Source organism: Arthrobacter oryzae, from assembly GCF_030718995.1.
Taxonomy (GTDB): Bacteria; Actinomycetota; Actinomycetes; order Actinomycetales; family Micrococcaceae; genus Arthrobacter; species Arthrobacter oryzae_C.
The window spans coordinates 4,568,487-4,594,714 of sequence record NZ_CP132204.1; the positions used below are offsets into that span (position 1 = coordinate 4,568,487).

The window sequence follows — 26,228 nt, forward strand, 5'->3', positions numbered from 1 at the left end:
GGAGCGGATCACAGCGCTGAGAAGGCACCGCGTCGCCCAGTAGCATCCCGCCCAGCGAACCCTTGTCGTCCGGGCCGAGGAATCGGATCTCGCTGCCCTTTGTCCAATCGCCCACGAAATAGGAGCCCACTCCGACTTTACTGCCGGCCACCGGCCCGGGACAGGCTTGCCGTCTTGGCGTCGGGAAGGGCCTTCGTTGTCGGCCCCGCGGAGTAGGGTACCTCCATGGACATCATCCTGGTTCCCGGATTCTGGTTGGACGCCTCGTCATGGTCCGACGTCACGCCGCCGCTGGTGGCCGCAGGCCACCGCGCTGTTCCGCTCACGCTGCCCGGCCTTGAAGCCCGGGACGCGCCGCGGGCCGGCATTGGCCTGCGTGACCACATCAACGCCGTCGTCGCGGCAGTCGATGGCATCGATCAGCCGGTGGTCCTCGTGGGGCATTCGGGCGGCGGCGCCATTATCCACGGGGCCGTTGATGCGCGGCCGGACCGCATTGCGCGCGCCATCTATGTGGACAGCGGCCCGTTGGGCGAGGGCGGCGTCATTAACGATGAACTTCCGGCGGACGGCGACGACGTGCCGCTTCCGCCCTGGGAGGGCTTTGAAGATGCCGATCTGACCGACCTGGATGACGGCTTGCGCGCCATGTTCAGGGCGCGCGCCGTCCCTGAGCCAAAGGGCGTGGCTTACGACGCCCAGCACCTTCACGATGAGCGCCGCTACGGCGTTCCCGCCACTGTGATCGCCTGCGAGTTCCCCTCGGCAGTGCTGAAGGAGTGGATCGACGCCGGGCACCCTTATGTGGCGGAGCTCGCGCGCATCCGCGACGTGGAATACGTTGACCTGCCCACGGGACACTGGCCCCAGTTCACGAGGCCGGCCGACCTCGGCGCGGCGATCCTCGCCGCCGTCGACCGTCAGTGAACGCAGGCCGTCAAACGCGAGCCGTCAAGAGGGCGTGCTACGCGAGCGGCGTGAGGACGGCGATCTGGTACCCGCCGGCCCTTTCGGCGAGCTGGTAGCAAAAACGTTCCCGCGGTTCGCCGCCGGCATAGCTCCAGGTGACATCTGCCCAGACGAATCCCGGTGCTTCAGCCATGATGTCGACTCTCTTCTCCACTGAGTCAATACCCTCATATTGTCCCCACGACGACGCAAAGAACGCCTCGGTCTGGCTGGCGTCAGTGACGGAGACGGACTGCCCGGGGAACAGAATGAGGGAGGGAACGGCATACATTCCCGCGATTGCCTTCGCGTCCCGTGCCAGCAGCGCGGCGGCGTAGCGGTCGAAAAAACGGTCAACGTTGTCCGTGGCTTCTGTCATGCCTGAATTATAGGAGGCCCGGAACCGGAACTCAGGGCAGTCGCTTCATGCCCGCCTTGCTCGACGCTGCCCCCGGACACCGCTTCTCCGCAGTGTTTCGCTGACCGCCGCCGGGACCTAGACCAGGGACGCGGTTGCGGGCACCTGCCCGCCCACCATCTGCAGGAATTCGCCTTCGGACAGCACCTCGATGCGCTGGCCACGCTCATGCAGTTCGAGGACCCGCCGGGCTTTGCCCGTCAGGCGGCCGGAACGCAGGTCGGAGGCCACAAAGCCGTCGCCGACCACCAGCACCGTGGTCCGGCCAGTCACCCTGCTTTCGGGCTGTGCGCCAAACTCCGCGGACAGGACCTTGGCTTCGGGCCGGGGCATGGCGAGCTCCCCGGTGAACACGACGGTCTGGCCGAACAGCGGATGGCCGGGCTCGGCGCCCGAATTCGGCGCGGGGTTGGGCCCCTCCTCCGGCCAGCCGGGTTTGAAGGTCCGCGCCGCCCCGGCCACTGCGCCGCCGGCCGCCCCCAGGGCGGTGAGCGTGGCCTTGGAAAGTCCGTCGCGGGCGGGATCAAACGCCTGTTGGTGCGGCAGCGAAAGTCCCAGGGACAAGTAGAGTTCTGCGACGCTGGCGGCGCCGTTCCGCTTCGCGATGTCGATCAGGATTCCCGCGCACGCCCTTGCGTCCGCGGCCGCGTCGTGGTGGTTGACCAGCGGGACGCCGGCTTCCTCGGCCGCATAAGGCAGCGAGTTGGAGACCAGCGAGTAGCACCGGCGGGACAGCATCACCGTGCACACATAGTCATAGGCCGGACCCGGCAGACCGGACACTTCCAGTCCGGACCGGATCACCCCCAAATCGAACGCCGCGTTGTGGGCGGCCAGGACGTCCCCGCCGATGAACGCTCCGATCTCGGGAAAAAGTTCGCCGAAGCGCGGGAGCCCGGCCACATCCTCGGGTCTGATGCCATGAATCCGCACGTTGTGGTAATCGAACCGGTCGTGGTTTTCGGGCGGGCGCATCAGCCAGGAGGCCTCCTCCACCACCACCCCGCCGCGGACCTTGCTCAGGCCAACGGCGCACGGCGAACCGCGGAAGCCGTTGGCTGTCTCGAAGTCGATCGCCGTAAAGTCCAAACCCACGGGTCAAACTTTACCGCCGGCCGGGTCGGGGCCCGGCACCATACGTCCGCCTGTCGCTGGTGTCGATGGTCACGCAAGCGCGCTGCGGGACAGGTCCACCACCGGGGGTCCAGTAACCTTGAGGAGTGAACCTACATGCGATGAGTGACTTTGCCGTGTCCACCCTCGGCGGTGCGGGACCGGTGCAGCCGCACCTGGCCTCGTTCCTCCCCGACTGGCTCAACCCGCAGATCTTCCTGGCCGACCCGGCTCTTGCGCCCTGGGTCGTGCTGCTGGTCTGCGGCATCATCTTCGCCGAGACGGGTCTGCTGGTCGGGTTCTTCCTCCCCGGCGACTCCATGTTGTTTACCGCCGGCCTGCTGGTGGCCACGGACACCATCAAGTTCAACATCTGGCTGTTTTCCGCCCTGATCATCGTTGCGGCCATCGTTGGCAACCAGACCGGCTACTTCATCGGTTCCAAAGCCGGTCCGGCCATCTTCAACAAGCCGGATTCCAAGTTGTTCAAGCGTGAAAACGTCGAAAGCGCCCACGCCTTCTTCGAAAAGCACGGCGGCAAGGCGCTGATCCTGGCCCGCTTCGTTCCCATCATCCGCACCTTCGTGCCGGTCATCGTCGGCGTCGCGCAAATGAGCAAGCGCAAGTTCTTCCTTTTTAACGTCATCGGCGCCGTGCTTTGGGGCGGCGGCGTCACGCTGCTCGGCTACCTGCTGGGCGACCGCGTGCCGTGGGTCCGCGACAACCTGGACGTGATCTTCATCATCATCGTGCTGGTCTCGGTGATCCCCATTGGGATCGAAGTCCTGCGGGGGCTGTCTGCGAAGCGCCAGGCCGCACACTTCGGTACGGACGTGGTGGACGAGTTCATCGAAGAGCACGAACCGGAAGAAGAACGCAAGACCAACATGTAGCCGTAAAACTGAGGGCGCCCCGCTGTGCGGGGCGCCCTCAGTGTTTAACCGGCCGCTTATGACCCGGCGTGCGGGCGGCGTTCCGCCAGCGCCTCGACAATGGACGGCAGCAGCGCCCTGAATGCCTGTCCCCGGTGGCTGATGGCGTTCTTCTCCTCCGGGGTCAACTCGGCGCAGCTTCGGTCCAGGCCGCTCGGCTGGAGTACGGGATCGTAGCCGAACCCTCCCTCGCCCCGGGGTTCGCGGAGCAGCGATCCCTCCAGCTGTCCGTACTCCACCACCTCGCGCCCGGCATCCGCTGCAGCGGCAGGCACGGCAAGTGCCGCGGCACAGACGAAGGCGGCGCCGCGGTATTCGTCAGGAACATCCGACAGCTGGTCCAGCAGGAGCCGCAGGTTGGCGGCATCGTCACCGTGGCGGCCGCTCCACCGGGCGGAAAAGATTCCGGGTGCCCCGCCGAGGACATCCACCGAAAGGCCCGAATCATCGGCAATCGCCACCAGCCCGGTAGCTTCTGCCACGGCGCGTGCCTTCAGCAGGGAGTTCTCCGCAAACGTCACGCCGGTCTCAGCCACGTCCGGCGCGCCGACGGCACCGGCGTCCACCACCTGGGTGTCGACGTCGAGCCCTGGAACCTGTCCCCGCAGCAGCTCCCGCAGTTCGCGGAGCTTGCCTTTATTGTGCGTCGCGAGGACCAGGACGGGAACGGCGGCCTCCGTCAGCGGCCCGGCGGGCCGGGTCACGGGGCCTCCGCCAGCGTTTCGCGCTGGATGGCTGCAAGCTGCTCGGTGCCCAGCAGGGCAAGGTCCAGCAACTGGTTCAATTCGTCGCGATCGAACGGAGCGCCCTCGGCAGTGCCCTGGACCTCCACGAACTTGCCCGATCCGGTGACAACAACGTTCATGTCGGTCTCGGCGCGGACATCCTCGACATACGGGAGGTCCAGCATGGGGATTCCGTCGATAATGCCGACGGACACGGCTGCGATCGTATCAATGAGGGGCTGCGCGTTCTTGGAGATCATCTTGTTCTCGCGGGCAAAGCGGATGGCCTCGGCGAGCGCCACGTAGGCGCCGGTGATGGCGGCGGTGCGGGTGCCGCCGTCGGCCTGCAGTACATCGCAGTCCAGCACAATGGTGTTCTCGCCGAGCGCCTTGGTGTCGATGATGGAGCGGAGCGAGCGGCCGATCAGCCGGGAAATTTCGTGGGTCCGTCCGCCGATTTTGCCTTTGACGGACTCCCGGTCGGAGCGGGTGTTCGTTGCGCGGGGAAGCATGGCGTATTCGGCCGTGACCCAGCCACGGCCCTCCCCCTTGAGCCAGCGCGGCACCCCTTCGGTCAGGGAGGCAGTGCACAGCACCCGGGTGTTGCCGAACTCGATCAGGGCCGAACCCTCGGCCTGCTTGGACCAGCCGCGGGTGATGCTGATCGGGCGGAGCTGATCAGGGGTACGGCCGTCGGCACGGATCACAGGGGTGGCAATTGCTTCAGAAGTCATGCCTTTAGCTTATCGACCCGCGCCCGCGTGCCCGGACCGGGCAGCGTTCAGACCGCGCAGCGTTCAGACTGAGCAGCGTTCAGACTGAGCAGTGCTGGACCGGGCAGGGCTAGACCGTGTAGTGGACGCCGGCCACGGCAACCGCGACGTCGCCGCTGAACACGGGCTTGGCTTCGGCCATCACCTTGGTCTGCGAGGTCCACACCGGAATGTGGGTAAGCAGCAGCCGGCGGGCACCGGCTGCCGCGGCGGCTTCACCTGCGCGTTTGCCGGTCAGGTGCACGTCCTTGATGGCGTCGTCGCGGCCTTCTTCGAAGGCGGCCTCGCACAAGAACAGGTCGGCGTCCTTGGCCGCCTCCTCCAGCCCGGCGCACGAGTCCGTGTCCCCCGAGTACGTGAGAACGCGGGTGACAGGCAGGCCGTTGGCGGACGGTTCCGTGACCTCGACGCGGAGGGCGTACGCCTCCTCCACGGGGTGGTTCACCGCAAACGGGGTCACGGTGTACGGCCCCACGGTGACGGACTGCCGTTCAGTCCAGTTGGTGAAGTCGAATTCCTCGTGCATGCCGGGGTCCAGCTCCAGCCCGTAGGCGGTGGCCATCCGGTCGGCCGTGGCGGCAGGGCCCCACACCGGAATCCGGTCACGCCCCCAGCCGCCCGGCTTCCAGCGCACGGCCACGTGGAGGCCGCACAGGTCCATGCAATGGTCCGGGTGCAGGTGCGTGAGGAAGATCGCGTCGATGTCCTCGAGGTCCGTGTACCGCTGGATCGCGCCGAGGGCCCCGCTGCCGAGGTCCATCACGATCTTCCAGGTCCGCTCGCCGTCGTGGGCTGTCAGCAGGTAGCACGACGCCGGGGAGCCCGGCCCCGGGAAGGAACCGGTGCAGCCCACAATGGTCAGTTTCACAGGCGTGACCCTCCGGCCGCGGATCCGCCGACGAAGTTGGAAATCCGCGGCCGGGCAGCTCCGGCCTGCGCGGCGGCGATCATCTCCGGCGTGATTTTTGCCAGGCTGCCCGTGGGGTACTGGGCGGCGACGTGGTCCACGTGCCGCACGCTGAGCACCTCGGGACCCAGGAAGCGCCTGGCCAGGGTTTCGAACTGGCTTGCTTCGCCGGTGGCGATGAAGTGGTGCTGGGGCGGCGCCTCGACCGTCCGCTGCAGATCGTGCGATACGAGCGCCCGGTAAACGTCCTTGGCCGTTTCCTCAGCGCTGGAGACGAGGGTGACGTCCTCGCCCATGACATAGGAGATCACACCGGTGAGCAGGGGGTAGTGCGTGCAGCCGAGGACAACGGTATCCACGCCGGCGGTGCGCAGCGGCTCGAGGTACTCCCGGGCCACGGCCAGCAGTTCCGGACCCGTGGTGATGCCAGCCTCCACGTAGCTGACGAACGCCGGGCAGGCCACGGAGGTGATTTGCAGGTCCGGGGCGGCGGCGAACGTGTCCTCGTAGGCGCGGGAGCCGACTGTTGCCGAAGTCCCGATGACGCCCACCCGGCCGCTCCGGGTGGCGGCGACGGCCCGCCGGACGGCCGGCTGGATCACTTCGATGACGGGAATCCCGTAGCGCGCCGTGTACCGTTCACGGGCATCGCGCAGGACGGCGGCCGAGGCGGAGTTGCACGCGATGGTCAGCAGCTTGACGCCGGAATCGACCAGCTCATCCATCACCCCGAGGGCGTTGGCGCGGACCTCGGCGATGGGCAGCGGACCGTAGGGGCCGTTGGCCGTATCGCCCACGTAGAGGATCGATTCGTTGGGCAGCTGGTCGATGATGGACCGTGCCACGGTCAGTCCGCCGACGCCGGAGTCGAAGATGCCGATGGGCCGCGAGCCCACGGGGCTGCTGTCCGTGCTGATCGCTGGGGAATCCGCCACAGCGCCCGCTGCCGGTTCCATGCTCGATGCTGAAGTCATGATTATTCGAGGATAGGGCTTCCCTGTTGGTGCGGCCATCACATTGTGTCGTCCGACTCATGTCGGATGGGTCACACTTTCGCGGCAGGCCGTCGGCGCCGTGAGTGGCCCGGACCGGCGGGCACCGGTTCGGTCAGGCGCTCGGTTCCATGGACTGCAGCATGGCCTGCACCAGCGATTCCTGCAGCCACGTGGTGAAGTTGTACACCAGCGCCAGGTAGCTCTCCACGTCCTCCGCCTGGGACCAGTCCTGCATGGCGTGGACATGTTCGGCGTCGGCGTCGTCCCGGATGTCGAGCCGTTCGGCCAGGACAAGCCGGACGTCATTGAGCGCCTGGGACCAGTGCCTGGCGTCGGCGGGCGAAAGAACCAGCTCGTTCGTGTCCAGCCCCAGTGCCGCGGCCCGCAGGGCGCCGATCTTGTTCTCCCGCAGGGAGCGTTCGGTGAGCTGCCGGAACTCCAGCGAGGCGGCGTCGTCGTCCTTCGCCACGTTGGGCAGCAGCCGCCGGAGCGCCCGGTCCGACGGTTCCTGGACATTCATGTCCAGTCCGATCAGGGCGGTCAGCGGATCTTCGCTGGCGCTTTCCGCCGGCTGGAGCATGGAGATGACGTCATCGATCAGGCTGCGCAGCAGTTCCCGTTCCGCAGGTTCCAGGTAGCCGGTGATGCCCTTGAGCCCGTATTTGAATGCCTTAGCCACGTTTGCCCTTGCCCTTGCCGGATCCGCCGTCTTTGCCGCCGCCGGTGGCTTTTTCCACCGTGGCCCACAGGCCGAAGCCGTGCATGGCGACGGCGTGCTGCTCCACCTGCTCCTTGCTGCCGTGCGCCACGATGGAGCGCCCCTTCTTGTGGACCTCCATCATGAGCTTGTTGGCCTTGGGCTCCGAATAGCCGAAGTAGCTCTGGAAGACGTAGCTCACGTAGCTCATCAGGTTGACGGGATCGTTCCAGATCACCAGGTTCCAGGGAATGTCCGGGGCCGTCAGGGCGTCGGTGGACGTCACGGTTCCGGTCTGGGTGCTCTCCTGGGTGTCAGGGCCGAGCGCAACGCTTAAGGTCATCTGTCCATTCTAGGGCGATGATGGGCCCACGCCGGCGAGGGCCCGCGGCGAAGCGAAGCGAGACGTGGGAGCCGGTGGGGACTAGAGTGAATTCGTGAGTACCTCTGCTGGCTGGGACCATCCCCGCACGTCCTTGTACACCGACCATTACGAGCTGACCATGCTCCAGGCCGCGCTGCACTCCGGTGCCGCGCACCGGAAGTCGGTGTTTGAGGCGTTCGCCCGCCGGCTCCCCGACGGGCGCCGCTACGGGATCGTGGCCGGTACGGGCAGGCTGCTCGAGGGTATCGCGGACTTCCGGTTCGGCGGACCCGAGCTGGACTTCCTGCGCAGCTCCGGAGTGGTTAACGCCGAAACCCTGGACTACCTGGCCGGATTCCGCTTCACCGGCGACATCTGGGGTTACGCGGAGGGCGAAGCATACTTCCCTCACTCCCCCATCCTGATTGTGGAATCCACGTTCGCAGAGGCCTGCATCCTGGAGACGTACATCCTCTCGGTGCTCAATCACGACAGCGCCATCGCCTCCGCAGCGTCCCGGATGATCACCGCGGCCGGCAATCGGCCCTGCATCGAAATGGGCTCCCGGCGGACCCAGGAGGAATCAGCGGCCGCTGCCGCGCGTGCAGCCGTGATCGCCGGCTTTGACAGCACCTCCAACCTCGAGGCAGGACGGCGCTACGGTATAAAGACGGTGGGCACCGCTGCCCACTCCTTTACGCTTCTCCACGACACCGAACGGGAAGCGTTCGAAGCGCAGATCGCCTCGCTCGGCGCCGGAACGTCGCTGCTGGTGGACACGTACGACGTCGAAGCGGCCGTCCGCACGGCCGTTGACCTTGCGGGCCCCAAGCTGGGGGCGGTCAGGCTGGACTCCGGGGACCTCGTGGCACAGGCCCAGTGGGTCCGGCAGTTGCTGGACGACCTCGGCAATGAGAACACCAAGATCGTGGTCACCTCGGACCTGGATGAATACGCCATCGCCGCCTTGCAGTCGGCACCGGTTGACTCCTACGGGGTGGGCACATCGCTGGTCACCGGTTCAGGGGCCCCCACCGCGAGCATGGTCTACAAACTCGTCACCCGCACGGACGATTCCGGGGAGTTCGTGTCCGTGGCCAAAGCCGCCAAAAACAAGACGAGCAAGGGCGGGCGGAAGTATGCGTTGCGCAAGCTCAATGAGCGGGGCGTCGCCACCCAGGAGATCGTCGGTGTGGGCCACCGCCCCGAAGACGACGGCAACGACCGCCAGTTGCTGCAGCAATTCATCAAGAACGGCGAATTGCTCCCCGGCTGGACCGGGACCGAGGGCGTCTTCCGCGCCCGCCAGCGGCACATGGATTCGATGGCTGAACTGCCCGCCGTCGTCAACCGGCTGCAACGCGGCGAGCCGGCCATCCCGACTGTCTACGAGGAGAACTGATGTCACGCGCCCTGATCATTGTTGATGTGCAGAACGATTTCTGCGAGGGCGGATCCCTGGCCGTCAAGGGCGGGGCCGAAGTGGCCGCCGCCATCAGCGAGTATGTGGACGCCCACCACGGGCAGTTCGACCACATCGTGGCCACGCAGGACTGGCACATCGAGCCCGGACCCCATTTCTCCGAAAACCCCGACTTTGTTGACAGCTGGCCTCCGCACTGCGTTGCCGGCACCCCCGGCGCCGAGCTGCATCCGGACCTCGATACCGAGTACATCCAGGCGTACTTCCGGAAGGGCCAGTTCACTGCCGCCTATTCCGGCTTCGAGGGCATCCTGGCACCCGAGGACGAGGTGCCCACCGGCGACCGGAAACCCGGCGCCCTTCAGTTGCCGGAGGACGCGGAGGCCTCCACCGCCGGTTCATTCGCCGACGAGGACGCGATCGGCCTGGATGACTGGCTGCAGAGCCACGATGTGGAGGACGTGGTGATCATGGGCCTTGCCACCGATTACTGCGTGATGGCCACTGCCCTGGACGCCGTCCAGGCCGGCTATTCCGTGACCGTCGTCAAGAACCTGACGGCCGGGATCGCCCCCGATCTGGAGGACGCTTACGCCGAAATGGAGCTCGGCGGGGTGGACCTCGCCTGAGCCGGCTCCGCCGGGTAACCGCTCCTACTTACGGCCGATAAACCAGTCCTGAAGCTTTCGGAGCCTTGCTTGCAGCTGCTCCTCGTTGGCCTGCGCCACCGGGGGCCCGCCGCACACGGTGCGGAGTTTCGTGTGCACCACCCCGTGCGGCGTTCCGGTCCGCGCGGACCAGGCAGCCACGTTCTTGGCCAGTTCGTTGCGCAGCTCCATCAGCATCCGGTGGTCCGGCACGGCCGGTGCCGGGGCACTCTCCGGAGCCCTCAGCTTTTTGCGGCTCTGCTGTTCGTGCTGGCGCTGGCGCAGCAGGGTGCCCACCTGCTCGGCATCCAGGAGACCCGGGATTCCCAGGAAGTCCAGCTCATCATCGGAGCCGATGTCGCCGCCCGTGCCGAACTCGCCGCCGTCGAACAGGACGCGATCGAATGACGCCTGCGAGTCAAGGGCCTCGAACTTGCCCTTGGTGAGGCTGTCCGAGGCCTTCTCCTCGCGGTTGGCCTCATCCATGAGCGAGTCCTCCGGATTGAACAGGCCGTCACCGTCCTCTTTCTCCGGCCGGTCCAAGGCATGGTCCCGCTCAGCCTCCATCGAGTTCGCCAGCGCTGTCAGCTGGGGAACGGACGGCAGGAACACCGACGCCGTTTCGCCCCGCTTCCGCGCACGCACGAAGCGGCCCACGGCCTGGGCGAAGAACAGGGGCGTCGATGTGGACGTGGCGTAGACCCCGACCGAAAGCCGCGGGACGTCAACGCCTTCGGACACCATGCGGACGGCCACCATCCAGCGTTTCTCGCTGGCTGTGAATTCTTCGATCTTGCTGGATGCCTTGGCGTCATCGGAAAGGATCACTGTGGGAGATTCACCGGTGATTTTCTTCAGCTGGCCAGCGTAGGCGCGGGCGTCCTCGTGATCGGTGGCGATGACCAGGCCGCCGGCGTCGGGCACGGTGCGGCGGACTTCACTGAGGCGCTTGTCCGCCCCGGCCAGGACGGCCGGGATCCACTCACCGGCCGGGTTGAGCGCTGTCCGCCAGGCGTGCGCGATGATGTCCTTGGTGACGGCCGACTCGCCAAGGGAAGCCGCCATCTCCTCCCCGCCGCTGGTGCGCCAGCGCATCTGTCCCGAGTACGCCATGAACATCACGGGGCGGACCACATGGTCACGGAGGGCGTTGCCGTAGCCGTAGGTGTAGTCGGCTTTGGACCGGCGGATGCCGTCCCGGTCCTCGGCATACTCCACGAACGGAATGGGAGACGTGTCAGAGCGGAACGGCGTTCCCGTAAGCGATAGCCGCCGCGCGGCCGGGTCGAAGGCCTCGCGCAGCCCGTCACCCCAGGACAGGGCTTCGCCGCCGTGGTGGATCTCGTCGAGGATCACCAAGGTGCGGGCCGCTTCAGTCTTCGCACGGTGCAGCATGGGTTTGCTGGCCACCTGGGCATAGGTCACCGCGACGCCGATGAAGCCGCGGCCGTGCTGCCCGTCCGAGTTCTTGAAGTTGGGGTCGATCGCGATGCCCACGCGCGCCGCCGCATCAGCCCACTGGCGCTTGAGGTGATCCGTGGGCGCCACGATGGTCACGCGGTTCACGGTGCCGGCTTCGATCAGCATCGAAGCCACCCGCAGGGCGAAGGTGGTCTTGCCTGCCCCGGGCGTCGCCACCGCCAGGAAGTCCCTGGGACCGGACGCAAAATAGCGGTCGAGCGCTTCCTGCTGCCACGCGCGGAGCTTCGGCGCGGTTCCCCACGCTGCCCGTTCGGGGTACGCCGGCGGCAGCGTTGGCCCGCCAAAGAGTGTCTCCGTCACGCAGAGCCCTCAATTCCCCGCATTGCGGCAGCCGTGAGCGAAAGACACATAAACATAAACACCAATCTGTTCCGGAGGAGCCGCATCGCTCCGGTCAATAAAATCATCGTGGTCACGGGACGCGCGCAGCAGAGATCTGCGCCCCGTTGTTGTATTGCCCCGCCCCGTCCGGACGGGCCGGGCGCCCCGTTAATCAGGCGCCCGGTGAAACGGCCCTATTTGGCGGAGTCGCCGTCGGAACCCTTGCCGCCGTCCTTGCCGGGGCGCAGGCCTTCGTAGACCTCTTTGCACTGCGGGCAGACCGGGAACTTCTGCGGATCGCGGCCGGGGGTCCACACCTTGCCGCACAGTGCGATGACCGGCTCGCCCGTCATGGCCGATTCCATGATCTTCTCTTTGCGCACGTAGTGCGAGAACCGTTCCCGGTCACCGGGTTCCACTTCCTGGCGCAGTTCCTCGCGCTCGATAGTGGCAGTGGACGTTCCTGCTCCGGAAAGCTCACGCATCGGGTCGTTTTCGAGGGGGTCCGTCATGCTAGTCATGGCATCCATCTTAGCCGTTGTGCCGGACAAAAAACCGGAGCACCAAACTACAGGCCCTGCCACGCAGGCTTGTTGTCATAGGTGTGGCGGTAGTAGTCGGCCAGCCGGAGCGAGGACGCGGCGGCCTCGTCCACCAGGACCGTGACATGGGGGTGCAGCTGCAGGACAGAGGCCGGGCAGATGGCGGCAACGGGCCCTTCAACGAGGTCCCGGACAACCTGCGCTTTCTGGGCGCCGGTGGCAAGCAGGATCACATGGTTGGCGTCCAGGATGGTGCCGAGCCCCTGCGTCACCACATGGTGGGGAACATCATGGATGCTGTTGAAGAACCGGGCGTTGTCCCGGCGTGTCTGCTCGATGAGGCTCTTGATCCGCGTCCGCGACGCGAGCGACGAGCCGGGCTCGTTGAATGCGATGTGGCCGTCCGTGCCGACTCCCAGAAGTTGGAGGTCAACTCCTCCGGCGTCCTTGATGGCGTCCTCGTAGGCCCGACAGGCCGCGGGGATGTCCGCCGCCGAGCCGTCGGGACTGTACACGTTCCCGGGTGCAATATTCACGCGGTCCGTGAACTCCCGGCGGATGACCTCGCGGTAGCACTGGGGATGTCCCGGCTCCAGTCCGACATATTCGTCCAGGGTAAACCCGCGGACCCGGCTGAAGTCGAGGCGGCCCTCCTCCTGCCGGCGGGCCAGTTCGCCGTAGACCGGCAGCGGCGAGGATCCTGTGGCAAGGCCGAGAACCGCATCGGGTTTTCGGCGCAGCAGGGCCTCGACGGCGTCTGCCGCCAGGGACCCGATCTGTTTGCTCCCCGGAAGAATTACCACTTCCATGGCCTACCGCCTTTCCGCGTATTTCGTCCCATCATGTCCCAGATCATGCCCCTGACAAGGCCTAGCGGTTGACTGAGAGTTGTGCCAGCAATTCGGGGCCGCGCGCGTCAAGCCATTTCCCGCCGAGGCGGACCCCTGTCACGAACAAGGCAACGCCCAGGACCGGGCCCAGCACCAGGTTGATCCATCCGGCCGCCGCATTCCCGGTGATGGACTGTGTGAGGACCAGGGCCGCCTCCGGCAGCACCAGGACCAACAGCACGCCCATCCCGCCGAACTGGACCGCCATGGTCTGGGCCACGTTGCCCGGCGGCTTCTTGAACGGGCTGTCGCCGGGGAGCGGGACCGCCACGGTATACCGTGCCGAAATGACGGATGCCAGTCCCAGCCCGGTGAACAGGACGCCAAGAGACAGACCGAGCAGCGCCGGCAGCCATTCCCACTGCCCGGTGAAGAAGAACGGGCCGACGCTGAAGACCAGCACGATCGGAAGGGCGAACGCCAGGCACGCCAGTGCCCGCCCCAGCCTGTCATGCACGCCGCGCACACCGCTGGCGAGGTGGAGGGCGAACGCGGTGTTGTCGTAGGACACATCCGCGGAAATGGACCAGGCCAGCAGGAAGGCGGCCAGCGGGCCGATGATTGACAGTGCATCGTAGTCGCCGGTCTGGCTCGCCTGGAAGAACATCAGGACGGGCAGCAACGGAATGACCACGAGGGACCCTGAGTACCGGGGATCCCTGATCCAGTACGTGAGGGCGCGGGCCGTAATGGCGCCTGTAGGCGTGGCCGGCAGCACCGCGAAGAGACCCATCCGGCCGCCGCGCTTCCTGCCGCCCCCTGCATAGGGCGGCGTGACCAGCGCACGCTGCAGGAGGATCTTCCAGCACCAGGCGAGACCCGCAAGGGTGGCCAGCGCGATCACGAGCTTCACCGCGGCGGGACCGTAGTGGCCCCCCGCGGTATCTCCGCCCAGCGACCAGGCGGCACCGGCCGGGGTCCACGCCAGCACCCTGGCAAGGTCGGCCAGGAAGCCGGCCGAGCCCGCCGTCCCCTGGACCACGAACGCCACGATCGGCCCCATCAGCATGAGCGGCACCATGAAGGCGAGCGCACTGACGTCCTTGAACCTCCGGGAGGATGCCAGGCCGGCAGTCGCCGTCGTCACCACCTTGGAAAGGACGATGCACGTCAGCACACCCAGGACGGCTCCCGCCGCGGCAGCCCCCACGGCCGGCACTCCCCTGCTCCAGGTGCCCACCGTTGCCAGGGCTACGAGGAGTGTGGCGATGCCGGGAATCCCGATCAAGCCACCGAGGGCGAGGCCGGTCAGCAGCTGCGGCATCGGTACCGCTGCCGTGGTGAAGCGGGCCGGATCCAGGGTCATGTCAGCCGAGGACGCGATCACAGGGACCACGCCCCAGCCCAGCAGGGCTGCCGAACCGCCCAGTACCACCACGGTGTGGGCGAATTCCAGGTCTGCAGTCCGGAGCAGCACCAGCGCCGCGCCGAAGAAACCGGCTATCCCGACGGCGTACAGTCCGCCGATGATCAGCCCCAGCAGCTGCCAGGGGCTGCGCCGGAGGCTGTTGCGCAGGAGCGTCAGCTTGAGCCTTAGAAGGTGCGCAACCATTCCAGGCCTTCCGTCTGGCTCCGGCCGCCCACCAGTTGGACAAAGCGGTCCTCCAGGGACGCGCCGGCCCGGACGTCCGCCACCGTGCCGGCCGCCAGGAGCCTGCCTGCCGCCACCACGGCCACGTGGTCGCACATCCGCTGTACGAGGTCCATGACGTGGCTGGAAACAATCACTGTTCCGCCGGATTCAACGTAGCGGTCCAGGATGTCGCGGATGTTGGCCGCGGAGACCGGGTCCACCGACTCGAAAGGTTCATCCAGCACCAGCAACCTTGGTGCATGGATGAGGGCGGAGGCAAGCGCGATCTTCTTGGTCATTCCTGCTGAATAATCCACCACCAGGGTTCCGGCGTCGGCGCTCAGATCAAGCGCGGCCAGGAGCTCCGCCACCCTGGTGGACACCACATCCTTGTCCATCCCCCGCAGCAGGCCCGCATAGCTCACCAGCTGCTCCCCCGTCAGGCGGTCGAACAGCCGCACGCCGTCGGTGAGGATGCCCATGAGCTTCTTGGCTTCGAGCGGCCGTGCCCAGACGTCGGTGCCGTGCACCAGGGCAGTGCCGAAGTCCGGCCGGAGCAGGCCCGTGGCCATGGAGAGCGTGGTGGTCTTCCCTGCGCCGTTGGGACCCACTATCCCGTAGAAGGACCCGGCCGGAACGTCCATGCTGATGCCGTCCACAGCGATCTTCCCGCCGAAACGTTTGGCGAGGCCGCGGATGGACAGCGCCGGAACCGGGTGGTCCCGGGAGCCGGCGGACGGGTGCAGGCCGGGTTGCGGTTCAGTCATGGTGCCAGCGTAGCCTTCTCCCCGTGCGGGGAGGGTCCTCCGAAAGAGTTACTTTCCTACCGAAAGGGATACTCCTAGAAAGAGTGGCGGGGAACGGCCCGTTCGTATTGCGGGGCCCACGGAAGCTCGTGTCCGAGTTCGAAGGCGGCGCGCAGCCACCAGTGCGGGTCCCGGAGAGCCGCGCGGGCAATGAAGACCCCGTCAGCCTGGCCGGTAGCAACGGCGTGTTCTGCCTGCCCGGCAGCGGTCAGGAGCCCCACGGTGCCGGTCCGGACTCCTGCCTCGCGTCGGATCCTGGCCGCGAAACCTGTCTGGTAGCCGGGGCCGGCCGGGATCTGCTGATGTGCGACGGCCCCGCCGCTGGACACGTCCACCAGGTCCACTCCGTGCTCGGCTGCAGCGCCGGCCAGCCGGACCGACGCGGCGGCGTCGATCCCGCCTTCGGCCCAGTCCGAGGCGGAGATCCGCAGCAGCAGCGGCATCGAATCCGGGATGACGTTCCGCACGGCGTCCACCACGGCCAGCGTCAGCCGGTTCCGTCCGGACTCGTCGCCGCCCCAGGCATCGGTGCGGTCGTTGATGAGCGGGCTCTGGAACTGGTGCAGGAGGTAGCCGTGCGCGCCATGAATCTCGATCGTGTCGAACCCCGCGTCAACGGCCCGAACAGCGGCCGCAGCGAAGTCTGCAATGACGCCGTCTATCTCCGCCGCTGTCATGGCAGCGGGGGCGGCATAGCCGTCAAACGCCCCGGTGCCGGGCCCCACGGTCTGCCAGCCGCCGTCGGACGCCGGGACCGAGCCGCGTTCGCCGGAAAAGGGCCAGTACGTTGAGGCCTTCCGGCCGGCGTGCGCCAACTGGGTGCCGATCTTGGCGTCAGCGGCGCCGTAACGGTGCACGAACGCCGTAATCCGCTCCCACGCCGCGGCCTGCTGGTCGTTGTAAATGCCGGCGTCACGCGGGCTGATGCGGCCCGCCGCGTTCACCGCCGCCGCCTCGGTGAGGATCAGTGCCGCTCCCCCGGCGGCGAAGGAACCCAGGTGCATGAGGTGCCAGTCGTGCGGCACGCCTTCGCCGGTCTCGGGGCCGCAGCTGTACTGGCACATGGGCGAAACCCAGCCGCGGTGGCGGAGCGTGAGGGAGCGCAGCTCCAGCGGCGAAAAGAGCGCCGAGTGCATTAAAACAGCACCCGTGCCAGCCCCTGCCGCGCCTTGGCGACGCGTTCGTCGGACGGGCCCACCACTTCGAAGAGTTCAAGGAGGCGTACCCGGGCGGTCTCGCGCTCCGGGCCGAAATTCCGGCCGATGAAGCTGACGATCCGGCCCAGGGCGTCCTCGATGTGGCCGCCCGCGATGTCCAGGTCCGCCACGCCCAGCTGGGCTTCAAGGTTGTCCGGCTGGTCGGCAGCGAGCTGGCGCAGCGCGTCGCCGTCCGGACCGGTCAGGGATTGCAGGCGATCCATCAGCTCCACCTGGGCGAGTCCGGCCTTGGCCTCGGCATCCGCCGGCATTTCCAGCAGTGCCTGCCGGTAGGCTGCGGCCGCGGCGGCGAAGTCGCCGGCTTCAATGGCATCGTAGGCGGCCTGGTGCAGCGGCGGCAGCGGGGCCGGTTCGGGCTCGGCAGCGGTTGCGCCGGCACCGCCCAGGCTGCCGGTGACGCCGTTCGCAGCAGCCACCTTGAGCAGCTCATCCAGCAGGTTGCGCACCTGCTGTTCGTCGGCTCCACCCTGGAACAGTGGCACCGGCTGCCCCTTCACCACGGCCACTGCGGTGGGGACGGCCTGGACCTGGAAAGCCTGGGCAAGCTGCGGGAAGGCGTCGATGTCGGCGGCCCCCAGGACAAGGCGTCCGCCGTAGCTGTTGATAATGCCTTCAAGGACGTTGAGCAGTTCACCGGAGGCCGGCGAATAGCTTGCCCACAGCCCGAAGACGACCGGAACCTGTGCGGACAGTTCAACAAGCTGTTGGAAGTTCGCCTCAGTAACGTCCACCCGAAGGGGCTGTCCGCCGGTATCCGGAGACACTCCCTGGGCAGGTCCTGCCGTCGCACCGCCGCCCGGCTGGCCCGGAGCAGGCTGTCCGGGACCCGCGGCGGGTGACTGGCCGGCCGGCGGTGCGGGGCGCTGCTTGAGGCTGGAAAGGTCGACGGCGCCGCGCAGGTTGAGCTGGCTGGCAGCGGCTGGAGGGACTGGTCGGGAGGCTGGCGAACTCATAGCCTCCACTCTAGCCACTCCGGCCGCTGCCGGTCATACCCGGTGCGGGCTACTTGAAGCTGGCTCCGACCAGCCCGCGGGTGGCGGCCACAAGCTTCATCGGGTCCTTGGATCCGGTCGGCGGGATGTACACCGCCATGGACTCGGCAAAGTTGAGCACCATGCCGGAGCTCGTTTCCTTGCCGCCGGCCAGCACCGCAGCGTCGTCTCCGATGGCCAGCTTGTCACCTTCGGCCTTGGGCGTTCCGTCGAAGGCGAAGTTCAGGCGGCCGAGTACCAGGGCGCCGCCGTCGGCGGTGCGGAACACCACGGTCTCTTCGGGGACTACTTTATGCGTGAAGCTGAAGTTGCCGTTGACGCCGGTCTTGGCCACGTCTGCCTGGTACGCCAGGGTGTCCGCGATGTACGGCGAGGACTGGCCCTCCACCAGTTTGTCCTTGAACGTCGAGTCGGACTTGGTCAGGCGGTCCCCCAGCCCGGCAAGGGCTTCGGCACCGCTGTAGAGCAGACCCGACTTGTCGTCGGCGGCCAGGGTCTCGGTGCCGGTGCGTCCGATGGCCGGGAAGGTGGTGCCCGGCTGCAGCGGGGTGGTTTCGACGAGCTTGTAGTTCTCGCGCGGGGACTTCTGCACGAGGGTCAGGAGCTGGGGCACCACATTGCCTTCACCCTGGGTGACGGCAAGCACCGAGCGGGGCCACGCGCGCTTGCTGGTCACGACCGTTGTCAGCAGTTTGGTGGCGCGGACAGGCATGCGCGCCTCGTAGGCGCCCACCTGCGAGCGGATCTTGTAGTTCTGTGTGCGGACCTCGAGTTCGGTGCGGTCCACGCGTGACTTAAGCTTCGCAGCGTCCTTGGCGGCGTCGCCCGCGTCCACGGTGCTGGAGACCTGTTCCAGGATGCGGCGGAACTGGGCATCGAGGAGCACCGGCGAGTCCGCGGCGGTGTCGGCCGCGGCAGTTTCGCTGGTGGACGGCGACGGGGCAGGCGTCGTGGTTGCCTGGGCTGCCACGCCGGTTCCTGCCACGATGGTGGCGGCAAGCGCAACCATCGCCACGCCGGCCCGGCGGGGGGCGAAGGCGGCGTTTGAATTGGCGGTGCCGGGCTGCTTGTCGACGGGCTTTCCAACAGGCGCGGGACCAGCGGGTACCGGCTTACCGGCCGGACGTGCTGCGCGGGCACGGCGGACAAGCTTGTCCTTCATGGATTCGCCGGTTTCGTCCCCGCCGTCTCCGGCAGGCTTGCCGCCCTTTGGCTTGAACACCAGCAGGGCCAGACCGGCCAGCATCAGGAGGCCGCCAAGGACCATCAACGGCACAGCCCACGGCGTGGACGTGTCATTGGGGAACGTCATGGAGATGGACGACGGCGCCGGCTTGGTGCCGTCGGAGGCCAGCAGCAGCGACCACTCGCCGTCTGCCGGAGCACTCCAGGTGTAGTTCAGTTCGCCGCTGGCGTTCTCGGTGGTGACCCACAGATCGGAGCCGGCGGGCGACGGGGCGGCCGCTTCGCCGTCAGTATGGTTCAGCTGAAGCGCCTTGTTGTCTTCGGATACTCCGGTGACGGTGTTGTGGGCTGTCTTGCCAACCCAGGCGTCAACGTCATCGGGACGGCCTGCCGCCAGCATGAAGCTGCCTTCGCCCTTGACGTTGATCTTGACCGTACCCCCGTGAAGGGTCCGCAATTTCTGGTCGATAACGGTCAGCGGAGCGGCGGTGCCGTCGGCGGGCGCCGTGGCGGTTACGGTCTCGGCCGGGGCCCAGATGGTCTTCTGTCCTACGCCGGCCAGCAGTGTCAGGAGGCCGAGCAGCACTAGTGCAACTGCAGTCTTGAAACGCAAAGGGATACCTATCATCAGCGGGGGTTTACCTTCAATAGTAACCGTTTTGTTACCAAGGAGTCAGATCGGGGCTCGGTTCACAGCCTAGGGCAAGCGGCGGGGGCCCCGGGAAAACAGGGCGCTGACAGGCCTGCTGATAGTGTTTGCGATGATCATCACACGGCCCCGCAGCAGCGGCGCCACGGACGGTAAAGGGCCCCAAAACGCAGTGACTGAACACACGGATTCGTCCACCCCGGAACAGGAAACAATGCCTGGATCCGGCGCCCGGGAAAGCGCGACGGCGGGTGCGCAGCACCCGCGCAAACCGTTCCTGCCCGGCCTGGCCGCTGCGGTGGTGCGCAGGCTGCAGACACCCCTTCCCGGCGCGCAGCCCAGGCTCCGTTTCGAAATGCCGCCGGAGTCCGCCGAGGATTCCACCACGCCTGTTACGGAGACCAGCACCCGCTTCGGACATCCCGGCCCCCGCATGTCATCCCAGCATCCCCTATATATGGGCTTCATGGGCACCGTGGGCGTCGGCCTGGCTTTGCTCGTCTACTGGATCGGGTCCAACACCACGCAGCTCCTGCTCTGGATTGTGACTGCGCTCTTCATCGCCCTGGGCCTGGACCCGGTGGTGCGCTGGCTGGAGGGACGCAAACTGCCGCGTCCCGTCGGCATCCTGGTGTCAGTGACAGTCCTGGTCTCCGCCGTCGCCGGCTTCTTTGCCACCTTGATCCCCACGATCGTCCAGCAGGTGACCCAGATTGTTGAGGAGGCGCCCCGGTGGATCACGGACTTCATCAATTCGGAGTTCTTCCGCAACGTGGACGACCAGTTCGGCGTTCGGGAGCGCATTACGCAGGAGCTGGAAAAATTCGTTAACGATCCGGACGCCATGGGCGGCATCTTCGGCGGGGTGGTCGGCTTCGGCTCCACGGTGGCCAACGGCCTTTTCGGAACGCTCATTGTCCTCGTGCTCAGCCTGTACTTCCTGGCGGCCCTTCCCGCCATGAAAAAGTGGGGCTACAGGCTGGCTCCGCGCTCCCGGCGGCAGCGGGTGGAAGCACTGTCGGAGGAGATCACCGGCTCCGTCGGCAACTATGTCATCGGCCAGGCCTGCGTGGCGCTGCTGAATGCGACCTTCGCGTTCATCGTGATGTCAATCGCCGGCGTCCCCTTTGCCGTCCTGCTGGCGTTCGTGGTGGCCCTGCTGGCGTTCATCCCCCTGGTCGGCGGAATGATCGCAGGCGTCCTCGTGACACTGATCTCCCTGACCGCCGGCTGGCAGACCGCCGTTGTCTACGCCATCTGCTACTTCGCCTACCTGCAGTTCGAGGCCTACTTCATCTCGCCCCGCATCATGCAGAAGGCGGTGGCTGTGCCCGGCGCCGTGGCCGTGATCTCCGTGATCGCCGGCGGCAGCCTCCTGGGCGTCCTTGGCGCCCTCATAGCGATTCCCACCGCTGCGGCGGTCATGCTGCTGGTCAAGGAAATCTTCATCGTCCGCCAGGACAAGCACTAGCTGGCGGACGCTGCAGCCTCCGGCACAACACCCGCCGGGCCGATGCGCCTAGGGGGCGGCCGACGCTACGGGCCCGTTCCATTCCTGCGGCAGGCCCTCGGGACCCGCGCCACGTTCCGTGACTTCGTCGACGATTTCGTTCAGTACGCGGGCGGCATATTTCTCGCCCACCCATAGGTGCTTGGCGCCGTCGACCCCCACAACCTCAGCCTGCGGAACCAGGCTGAAGCGCTCCGCGGCGGCAGCCGGCCGGAGGTAATCATCATGTTCGGGAACCAGTACTTTCAGGGGCTTGCCCGCGGCTGCCCACGCCTTGAGGTGTTCATCCGTTGCACGGTGCAGCGGCGGCGACAGCAGGACGGCTCCTTCCACCTGTGAGGCCACCGGCTCCGCCGCCCCGTACATCAGTGCCAGTTCCGTGCCAAACGACCAGCCCACCAGCCAGCGGTTGGGCAGGTTCCGGGACGATGCAAAACGGACGGCAGCTTCAACGTCGAGCCGTTCGCCGATTCCCTCTTCGAAGCGGCCTCCGCTCGTGCCGCGGGGGGAACTGGTCCCCCGGGTGTTGAACCTGAGGACGGCCACGCCGGCCAGGGCGGGCAACCGGTACGAGGCCTTGCGGTACACGTGCGAATCCATGAAGCCGCCGTGCGTCGGCAGCGGATGGAGCGTAATCAGCGTGGCGGCAACGTCGCCCGACTCCGGCAGGGCGAGCTCGCCGACGAGGACGTGGCCGTCCTCCGTCTGCAACTCCACATTCTCCCGGCGCGCCGGAAGGACTGTCGACGCCCGGATGGCGGTTGTTTCGGAAGGCTGGCTGAAAACGAACGACGCCGGGTCAAAAGTCATGACTAACAGCTTAGCGATAGCGGTACGTGCGTGACGCCCAGCAGTTGGAGTGCCAGTGGCGCCGCTCCGATAGGCCCGCGGCCGCGCCGAACAGGTGGTCCTCCGCCCAGACCACCAGGTGCTCCACACCTGGGAGGACCGCTGTTGAGCAACCCGGGCAGATATAGGCCTTTTCAGCCCGCTTGGCCGTCATGGTGCGGACCATCCACTCGCCGTCAGGGGCGCTTTCCCGCCGAGCGATCCCGGACCGGGCGCGCTCGAGGTCCAGCTCCGGCACGGGACCGGTGGCGTGCTTGCGGCTGGCCTGTCCCAGTCTTCCGGAGGCGGCACGGCGGGGGCGGTTGGAACGGGGCATGCCTCCATTCTGCCCCAGGCTCCGACCCCCGCGCTGTCCCTCCCCGGGGCGCAGACGGTAGTGTTGACCGGGTGCGTTTAGTCATAGCCCGTTGTTCTGTTGATTATGTTGGCCGGCTCAAGGCCCATCTCCCCCTTGCCACCCGGCTCCTGCTGGTGAAGGCGGACGGCTCCGTCCTGGTGCACTCTGACGGCGGCTCGTACAAGCCGCTGAACTGGATGAGTCCTCCGGCCAGCCTGAGGGTCTCCACCCCCGACGAAGTGGACCTTGAACTCGGTGTCACCGAGCAGTGGACCGTCCAGTCCGCCAAGACCGACGACCGGCTCATCATCAACATCCACGAGCAGCTGCACGACACCTCCCATGAACTGGGCCTGGACCCCGGCCTCATCAAGGACGGGGTGGAAGCGGACCTGCAGCGGCTGCTGGCCGATCAGATCGAACGGCTCGGCACCGGGTTCTCACTGATCCGGCGCGAGTACTTCACCGCCATCGGCCCGGTGGACATCCTGGCCAGGGATGCGGACGGCGCCACGGTCGCCATCGAGCTCAAACGACGCGGTGATATTGACGGCGTCGAACAGCTGACCCGGTATCTGGAACTGCTCAACCGGGACCCACTGCTGGCGCCGGTCCGCGGCATCTTCGCCGCCCAGCAGATCAAGCCGCAGGCCAAGGTCCTGGCCAACGACCGGGGCATCGACTGCGTCACCCTGGACTACGACGCCATGCGCGGCGTTGACGACAGCGAATCGCGCCTCTTCTAATGGGCCGCCGGGCATTCTGCCGGGCTGATGTCATCACGAAGCGGTTCACATGGGCTTTACGCAAAATTTATCGAATTCCCCCTTTTACCCGTTGACCAGACGGACCCCACATGAAATTCTTATCTAAGTCTTTGTGTAGGTGTTTTTCATGCTCGCAAGACATGTTGCGAGCGCGAAGCTTCGTCAGCTAGTGTCCGGTTCCACCGGGCGGCAAGCCAGGATTCTTCTCGCGGAGTGACCAAGTACGGCACGAAGTGTGCCGCGCTTAAGCAAGTTCCACAATGAGGAGATATACATGGCACAGGGAACCGTCAAGTGGTTCAACGCTGAAAAGGGCTTCGGCTTCATTACCCCGGATGACTCCGATGGTGATGTCTTCGTTCACTACTCGGAGATCCAGACCGGCGGGTTCAAGACCCTCGACGAGAACCAGCGCGTTCAGTTCGAGATCGGCCAGGGCGCCAAGGGCCCCCAGGCCACCGGTGTAACTCTGGTCTAGTCCCTCGTCGGCGCGCCGCCCACGGGCGGCATCCTGCGAATCAATGATCCTCGGCATTAGTGCCGGGGATCATTTTTTTGCGTGATATCCATTCACGCGCAACGCATTGTTCCCTGTCATAAATGTTTTAGGAATCTGAAAACATAGTGCGGATAATGCACCGCCCGCGTTACGTAATTAGCGGACCAGCGTCCTGAGCAGCCGGGCGCTCTGGCGGACGGAAAGCCCGGGAAGGTAGGCGCGGCTCAGGGCCCGGCCTATGGCAGGCAGCTGCAGGGGGTCCTGGTAATAGAGGTACAGCGTGCGGTAATCAGGTTTGAACCGGGATTTGAAGGTGGCCAGGGAGCGGAACCCGTATACCGGCTCCAGTGCCCGCCCCACCACATCAAGGATCGCCGTGAGGGCCTCGGGCTCCTGCCCTGTCCCCTGCTCCCGCGGCGCGCCGGCCGTTGCCGTTTCGGGAGGCTCTTTGGCCAACGGTGAGCCGGACAGGGAAATGACTTCCACCGAATTCCTCAACTCCAGCACCGCTGACGCGATCAGGAACTCCATGACCCCGGGGAATCCATCATCGCGCCGTCGCATGAAATCAAGGGTCCAGCTGACCACGCGGCCTTCCTCGTAGACCGGCAGCCAGCTCGTGACGCCGTGCACCAGGCCGTCGGCGTCAACCGCGACGCAGCACAGCACGTCGTCGTCCATCAGTTCATCCATGCCGCCGAGCGTAAAACCCATTTCCGGAACGCTTTTCTGCGCTGCCCATTCCTCGGAGACCTCAAGGAGCTGGGCACGCAACGCCGCCGGGAACCCGCTATACCGTCCCCAGAGGGCTTCGACCCCGGTCTTGCGCGCGCGGTTCAAAGCGGTGCGGACGTTCTGCCATTCCTTGCCTTTGAATTCGAGCTCCCTGACCGCCAGCCGGGTCTCCTGGGCCACGGCTACCCTGCTGAAGCCGCGGGTGCGGAGCAACGGCCACAGCCCGTCGGTGCAGGAATAAAAACAGGGCACCAGCGCGTGCTCAGCGCAGTACCGGATGAATCCGGTGGCGGCTTCCTCCCGCAATGCGGGGTCACCGAACGGGCCACCCAGTGTCAGGGCCACACTGCCATGCTGCTGGTAGGCAACACCGGCGTCAGCGGCAGGAGTGAACCAGTACTTGTTCGGTTCCCACAGCGTCATCCAGGACAGCGAATCTCCGCCCCGGCGCACCAGCCGGCGGGCCACCTCCCTCGCCTCAGCGCCTGCGCCGGCACCGTGGTGATGCCCGAGCAACACCACCCACACACCCGCCAGTGCGACAGCCCAGAAGAGGATCCCGGAGTAGGCGAACAGGAACGCCTCTACCGTTTGCCGGTCCCGGAAGACCCTGGAATACAGGCTGGGGATGGGCACCGGGAGGTATTGGCGGGCCAGTTCGGACACGAGCCCGGACAGCCCGCCGTCGCGCTCCATTCCGCCGGCCCCCAGCCAGGCAATGGTGTAGGTCCCGGCAAGTGCAGCCCAGGTGCCGGCAAGGACCCGGGTCAGGGTGCGCCGTGCTCCTGCCGGTGCCTCCACACGGAACTGCCGCCGGTTGATCCACAGCAGGACAACGAGCAGCAGCGGAACTGCCACGAGCGGGAGCACGTGGACAAATCCCGAGCCCATAACAGCGGTGTGGGGCCGCGGCGGATAGTGCGGAATCCGGGCAAACAGCGTGAGGTAGACGGCTGACAGCGCCGTGACCGCCAGCTGGACCCCGATGGTGATCCGCCAGGCAAGCCGGCGCCCGCGCCTCAGCCCGTCCGCGCAGATCAGCAGGAGCAGCACGGGCACCACAGCCTGGGCAAGGCCCAGTGGACCGGCGAATCCCGAACGTCCGAGTTCCAGGCAGTTCACGTCAACGGTGCCGCCGCAGTTCTGCTCCAGCTGGCTGAGGGTTGGCAGCGGGTTCAGCACCACGTCCCGCAGCAGCGCCAGCGGACCCGTGGGGCTCCGGACAGCGGCCGTCAGGATGGGCCCGACAGCGAAGATCCCCACGATCAGGGCCAGGAGGTTCCTCGTCTCGCGACCGGTGGAACGGTGCCGGTGGAGGGTCCCGTGGTCGCTCTGGATCCACCACCCGGCGGCAAGCCCGGCCAAAGCGCCGAGGAACCCGACTACCGTCTCCGGATGCCCTACGTACAGGACGAGGAGCAGCGACGCCGACATGATTCCCGTGCGAAGGCGCCGCTGCCACAGGGTGGGCACGAGTCCGCTTGCCCCCAGCACGGCGGCCAGGACGGCGGCATACGGCCCGATAAGCCCGGCGTCCACCATCAGGCCCATCCAGCCGTCCCCGGCGTAGCGGGCGAGCTGGGTGAACAGCAGGAACAGCGAGACGGCCGCGAACTGGCCGCCGAAGAAGAACGCAGCCGTCCGCAGCGTGCCCAGCCTGCGCTCGGCAAGTCCGAGCAACAGCAGGATCATGAGGGCGGCGGTGAGATACGCAGCGGGATTCGTGGCGAAGAAGAGAGAGGTGAACATGGACCACCAGCGCCCGTCCTTCAGCGCGGCCACATGTACTGATGCGACGTCCAGGAGGGCTTCCGGCGGCCCGGACAGGAAACTGTTGGTGGCCGCGCCCGTGCCAAGGAACAAGCCAAGGACAACGAGGGTAAACGGCACTGCCGTGAAATGTTCCCGAAGGCGGCGCAGGGCCCGCAGCAT

Annotated in this window: 26 protein-coding genes; 7 read left to right on the forward strand and 19 right to left on the reverse strand. The window is 66.7% G+C overall.

Annotated elements, in window-relative coordinates; all coding sequences use genetic code 11:
- Window positions 1-225 precede the first annotated feature (225 nt).
- Complete coding sequence (locus Q8Z05_RS21055) at window positions 226-927, forward strand: alpha/beta fold hydrolase (protein WP_305941451.1); 702 nt, start codon at window positions 226-228, stop codon at window positions 925-927.
- 37 nt (window positions 928-964) lie between these two features.
- Here the strand turns inward: Q8Z05_RS21055 and Q8Z05_RS21060 are convergent, their stop codons facing one another.
- Together Q8Z05_RS21060 and Q8Z05_RS21065 are read right to left on the reverse strand one after the other, a co-directional pair.
- Entirely contained in the window at window positions 965-1,327 is a 363-nt protein-coding gene (locus Q8Z05_RS21060; RefSeq protein WP_305941452.1) for a hypothetical protein, read from the reverse strand.
- Window positions 1,328-1,444: 117 nt separating this feature from the next.
- Window positions 1,445-2,461, reverse strand: a complete 1,017-nt coding sequence (locus Q8Z05_RS21065; RefSeq protein ID WP_305941453.1) for an exonuclease domain-containing protein — start codon at window positions 2,459-2,461, stop codon at window positions 1,445-1,447.
- Window positions 2,462-2,601: 140 nt separating this feature from the next.
- On the opposite strand from Q8Z05_RS21065, the gene Q8Z05_RS21070 reads away from it, so the two are divergent.
- Window positions 2,602-3,372, forward strand: a complete 771-nt coding sequence (locus Q8Z05_RS21070; protein ID WP_305941454.1) for a VTT domain-containing protein — start codon at window positions 2,602-2,604, stop codon at window positions 3,370-3,372.
- Between the two features lie 56 nt (window positions 3,373-3,428).
- Here Q8Z05_RS21070 and rdgB read toward each other — a convergent pair whose 3' ends face one another.
- The 6 genes from rdgB to clpS all read right to left on the reverse strand — a co-directional run bounded on the left by rdgB (window position 3,429) and on the right by clpS (window position 7,851).
- Window positions 3,429-4,115: an RdgB/HAM1 family non-canonical purine NTP pyrophosphatase gene (gene rdgB / locus Q8Z05_RS21075; protein WP_305941455.1), complete on the reverse strand. Its 687-nt coding sequence runs from the start codon at window positions 4,113-4,115 to the stop codon at window positions 3,429-3,431.
- Entirely contained in the window at window positions 4,112-4,870 is a 759-nt protein-coding gene (rph, locus tag Q8Z05_RS21080; RefSeq protein WP_104172370.1) for a ribonuclease PH, read from the reverse strand. Before rph ends, rdgB begins: the two co-directional genes overlap by 4 nt.
- A gap of 109 nt (window positions 4,871-4,979) precedes the next feature.
- The gene (locus Q8Z05_RS21085; RefSeq protein WP_305941456.1) at window positions 4,980-5,777 is read right to left on the reverse strand and encodes an MBL fold metallo-hydrolase; all 798 of its coding nucleotides are present in this window, start codon (window positions 5,775-5,777) and stop codon (window positions 4,980-4,982) included.
- Window positions 5,774-6,829, reverse strand: a complete 1,056-nt coding sequence (murI, locus tag Q8Z05_RS21090) for a glutamate racemase (protein WP_305941457.1) — start codon at window positions 6,827-6,829, stop codon at window positions 5,774-5,776. Before murI ends, Q8Z05_RS21085 begins: the two co-directional genes overlap by 4 nt.
- A gap of 94 nt (window positions 6,830-6,923) precedes the next feature.
- Complete coding sequence (locus Q8Z05_RS21095; protein WP_305941458.1) at window positions 6,924-7,490, reverse strand: DUF2017 domain-containing protein; 567 nt, start codon at window positions 7,488-7,490, stop codon at window positions 6,924-6,926.
- Window positions 7,483-7,851 (reverse strand): ATP-dependent Clp protease adapter ClpS, encoded by a 369-nt coding sequence (gene clpS / locus Q8Z05_RS21100; protein ID WP_028270073.1) that lies wholly within the window; start codon window positions 7,849-7,851, stop codon window positions 7,483-7,485. The genes Q8Z05_RS21095 and clpS overlap by 8 nt, the downstream gene beginning before the upstream one ends.
- A 94-nt stretch (window positions 7,852-7,945) precedes the next feature.
- Here clpS and Q8Z05_RS21105 point away from each other — a divergent pair, with 94 nt between their 5' ends.
- Entirely contained in the window at window positions 7,946-9,274 is a 1,329-nt protein-coding gene (locus Q8Z05_RS21105; protein WP_305941459.1) for a nicotinate phosphoribosyltransferase, read from the forward strand.
- Window positions 9,274-9,924: an isochorismatase family protein gene (locus tag Q8Z05_RS21110; RefSeq protein WP_305941460.1), complete on the forward strand. Its 651-nt coding sequence runs from the start codon at window positions 9,274-9,276 to the stop codon at window positions 9,922-9,924. The genes Q8Z05_RS21105 and Q8Z05_RS21110 overlap by 1 nt, the downstream gene beginning before the upstream one ends.
- A gap of 24 nt (window positions 9,925-9,948) precedes the next feature.
- Here Q8Z05_RS21110 and Q8Z05_RS21115 read toward each other — a convergent pair whose 3' ends face one another.
- The 8 genes from Q8Z05_RS21115 to Q8Z05_RS21150 all read right to left on the reverse strand — a co-directional run bounded on the left by Q8Z05_RS21115 (window position 9,949) and on the right by Q8Z05_RS21150 (window position 19,578).
- A complete protein-coding gene (locus Q8Z05_RS21115; protein ID WP_305941461.1) occupies window positions 9,949-11,724 on the reverse strand; it encodes a DEAD/DEAH box helicase in 1,776 nt (591 codons plus the stop codon).
- A gap of 215 nt (window positions 11,725-11,939) precedes the next feature.
- Window positions 11,940-12,275, reverse strand: a complete 336-nt coding sequence (locus tag Q8Z05_RS21120; protein ID WP_305941462.1) for a DUF3039 domain-containing protein — start codon at window positions 12,273-12,275, stop codon at window positions 11,940-11,942.
- Between the two features lie 38 nt (window positions 12,276-12,313).
- On the reverse strand, window positions 12,314-13,096 hold the full coding sequence (gene nagB, locus Q8Z05_RS21125; RefSeq protein WP_305941463.1) for a glucosamine-6-phosphate deaminase: 783 nt from the start codon (window positions 13,094-13,096) through the stop codon (window positions 12,314-12,316).
- 61 nt (window positions 13,097-13,157) lie between these two features.
- Window positions 13,158-14,729 (reverse strand): transporter, encoded by a 1,572-nt coding sequence (locus Q8Z05_RS21130; protein ID WP_305941464.1) that lies wholly within the window; start codon window positions 14,727-14,729, stop codon window positions 13,158-13,160.
- Complete coding sequence (locus Q8Z05_RS21135) at window positions 14,711-15,517, reverse strand: ABC transporter ATP-binding protein (RefSeq protein ID WP_305941465.1); 807 nt, start codon at window positions 15,515-15,517, stop codon at window positions 14,711-14,713. The genes Q8Z05_RS21130 and Q8Z05_RS21135 overlap by 19 nt, the downstream gene beginning before the upstream one ends.
- 74 nt (window positions 15,518-15,591) lie before the next feature.
- Window positions 15,592-16,692: an NADH:flavin oxidoreductase/NADH oxidase gene (locus Q8Z05_RS21140; protein WP_305941466.1), complete on the reverse strand. Its 1,101-nt coding sequence runs from the start codon at window positions 16,690-16,692 to the stop codon at window positions 15,592-15,594.
- On the reverse strand, window positions 16,692-17,726 hold the full coding sequence (locus Q8Z05_RS21145) for a tetratricopeptide repeat protein (RefSeq protein ID WP_305941467.1): 1,035 nt from the start codon (window positions 17,724-17,726) through the stop codon (window positions 16,692-16,694). The genes Q8Z05_RS21140 and Q8Z05_RS21145 overlap by 1 nt, the downstream gene beginning before the upstream one ends.
- A 49-nt stretch (window positions 17,727-17,775) precedes the next feature.
- Entirely contained in the window at window positions 17,776-19,578 is a 1,803-nt protein-coding gene (locus Q8Z05_RS21150) for a hypothetical protein (RefSeq protein WP_305941468.1), read from the reverse strand.
- A 235-nt stretch (window positions 19,579-19,813) separates the two neighbouring features.
- Here Q8Z05_RS21150 and Q8Z05_RS21155 point away from each other — a divergent pair, with 235 nt between their 5' ends.
- A complete protein-coding gene (locus Q8Z05_RS21155) occupies window positions 19,814-21,070 on the forward strand; it encodes an AI-2E family transporter (protein ID WP_371745992.1) in 1,257 nt (418 codons plus the stop codon).
- A 48-nt stretch (window positions 21,071-21,118) separates the two neighbouring features.
- Here the strand turns inward: Q8Z05_RS21155 and Q8Z05_RS21160 are convergent, their stop codons facing one another.
- Both Q8Z05_RS21160 and Q8Z05_RS21165 read right to left on the reverse strand, forming a co-directional pair.
- On the reverse strand, window positions 21,119-21,919 hold the full coding sequence (locus tag Q8Z05_RS21160; RefSeq protein WP_305941470.1) for an alpha/beta hydrolase: 801 nt from the start codon (window positions 21,917-21,919) through the stop codon (window positions 21,119-21,121).
- 10 nt (window positions 21,920-21,929) lie between these two features.
- Window positions 21,930-22,274 carry an ATP/GTP-binding protein gene (locus Q8Z05_RS21165; protein ID WP_305941471.1) on the reverse strand — a complete coding sequence of 115 codons (345 nt, stop codon included), beginning with the start codon at window positions 22,272-22,274 and terminating at the stop codon, window positions 21,930-21,932.
- Between the two features lie 71 nt (window positions 22,275-22,345).
- Between Q8Z05_RS21165 and nucS the strand changes: the two genes are divergently transcribed.
- Together nucS and Q8Z05_RS21175 are read left to right on the forward strand one after the other, a co-directional pair.
- Window positions 22,346-23,041 (forward strand): endonuclease NucS, encoded by a 696-nt coding sequence (gene nucS / locus Q8Z05_RS21170; RefSeq protein ID WP_305941472.1) that lies wholly within the window; start codon window positions 22,346-22,348, stop codon window positions 23,039-23,041.
- Window positions 23,042-23,336: 295 nt separating this feature from the next.
- The gene (locus tag Q8Z05_RS21175; RefSeq protein ID WP_011692441.1) at window positions 23,337-23,540 is read left to right on the forward strand and encodes a cold-shock protein; all 204 of its coding nucleotides are present in this window, start codon (window positions 23,337-23,339) and stop codon (window positions 23,538-23,540) included.
- A gap of 177 nt (window positions 23,541-23,717) precedes the next feature.
- On the opposite strand, the gene Q8Z05_RS21180 is transcribed toward Q8Z05_RS21175, so the two are convergent.
- Window positions 23,718-26,228: a bifunctional lysylphosphatidylglycerol flippase/synthetase MprF gene (locus Q8Z05_RS21180; RefSeq protein WP_305943655.1), complete on the reverse strand. Its 2,511-nt coding sequence runs from the start codon at window positions 26,226-26,228 to the stop codon at window positions 23,718-23,720.

Coding starts and splice junctions, on each gene's coding strand:
- Q8Z05_RS21055 (WP_305941451.1), top strand. CDS start 226: ATGGACATCATCCTGGTTCCCGGATTCTGGTTGGACGCCTCGTCATGG.
- Q8Z05_RS21060 (WP_305941452.1), bottom strand. CDS start 1,327: ATGACAGAAGCCACGGACAACGTTGACCGTTTTTTCGACCGCTACGCC.
- Q8Z05_RS21070 (WP_305941454.1), top strand. CDS start 2,602: ATGAGTGACTTTGCCGTGTCCACCCTCGGCGGTGCGGGACCGGTGCAG.
- rph (WP_104172370.1), bottom strand. CDS start 4,870: ATGACTTCTGAAGCAATTGCCACCCCTGTGATCCGTGCCGACGGCCGT.
- murI (WP_305941457.1), bottom strand. CDS start 6,829: ATGGCCGCACCAACAGGGAAGCCCTATCCTCGAATAATCATGACTTCA.
- clpS (WP_028270073.1), bottom strand. CDS start 7,851: ATGACCTTAAGCGTTGCGCTCGGCCCTGACACCCAGGAGAGCACCCAG.
- Q8Z05_RS21110 (WP_305941460.1), top strand. CDS start 9,274: ATGTCACGCGCCCTGATCATTGTTGATGTGCAGAACGATTTCTGCGAG.
- Q8Z05_RS21120 (WP_305941462.1), bottom strand. CDS start 12,275: ATGGATGCCATGACTAGCATGACGGACCCCCTCGAAAACGACCCGATG.
- nagB (WP_305941463.1), bottom strand. CDS start 13,096: ATGGAAGTGGTAATTCTTCCGGGGAGCAAACAGATCGGGTCCCTGGCG.
- Q8Z05_RS21130 (WP_305941464.1), bottom strand. CDS start 14,729: ATGGTTGCGCACCTTCTAAGGCTCAAGCTGACGCTCCTGCGCAACAGC.
- Q8Z05_RS21135 (WP_305941465.1), bottom strand. CDS start 15,517: ATGACTGAACCGCAACCCGGCCTGCACCCGTCCGCCGGCTCCCGGGAC.
- Q8Z05_RS21140 (WP_305941466.1), bottom strand. CDS start 16,692: ATGCACTCGGCGCTCTTTTCGCCGCTGGAGCTGCGCTCCCTCACGCTC.
- Q8Z05_RS21145 (WP_305941467.1), bottom strand. CDS start 17,726: ATGAGTTCGCCAGCCTCCCGACCAGTCCCTCCAGCCGCTGCCAGCCAG.
- Q8Z05_RS21150 (WP_305941468.1), bottom strand. CDS start 19,578: ATGATAGGTATCCCTTTGCGTTTCAAGACTGCAGTTGCACTAGTGCTG.
- Q8Z05_RS21155 (WP_371745992.1), top strand. CDS start 19,814: ATGCCTGGATCCGGCGCCCGGGAAAGCGCGACGGCGGGTGCGCAGCAC.
- Q8Z05_RS21160 (WP_305941470.1), bottom strand. CDS start 21,919: ATGACTTTTGACCCGGCGTCGTTCGTTTTCAGCCAGCCTTCCGAAACA.
- Q8Z05_RS21165 (WP_305941471.1), bottom strand. CDS start 22,274: ATGCCCCGTTCCAACCGCCCCCGCCGTGCCGCCTCCGGAAGACTGGGA.
- Q8Z05_RS21175 (WP_011692441.1), top strand. CDS start 23,337: ATGGCACAGGGAACCGTCAAGTGGTTCAACGCTGAAAAGGGCTTCGGC.
- Q8Z05_RS21180 (WP_305943655.1), bottom strand. CDS start 26,228: ATGCTGCGGGCCCTGCGCCGCCTTCGGGAACATTTCACGGCAGTGCCG.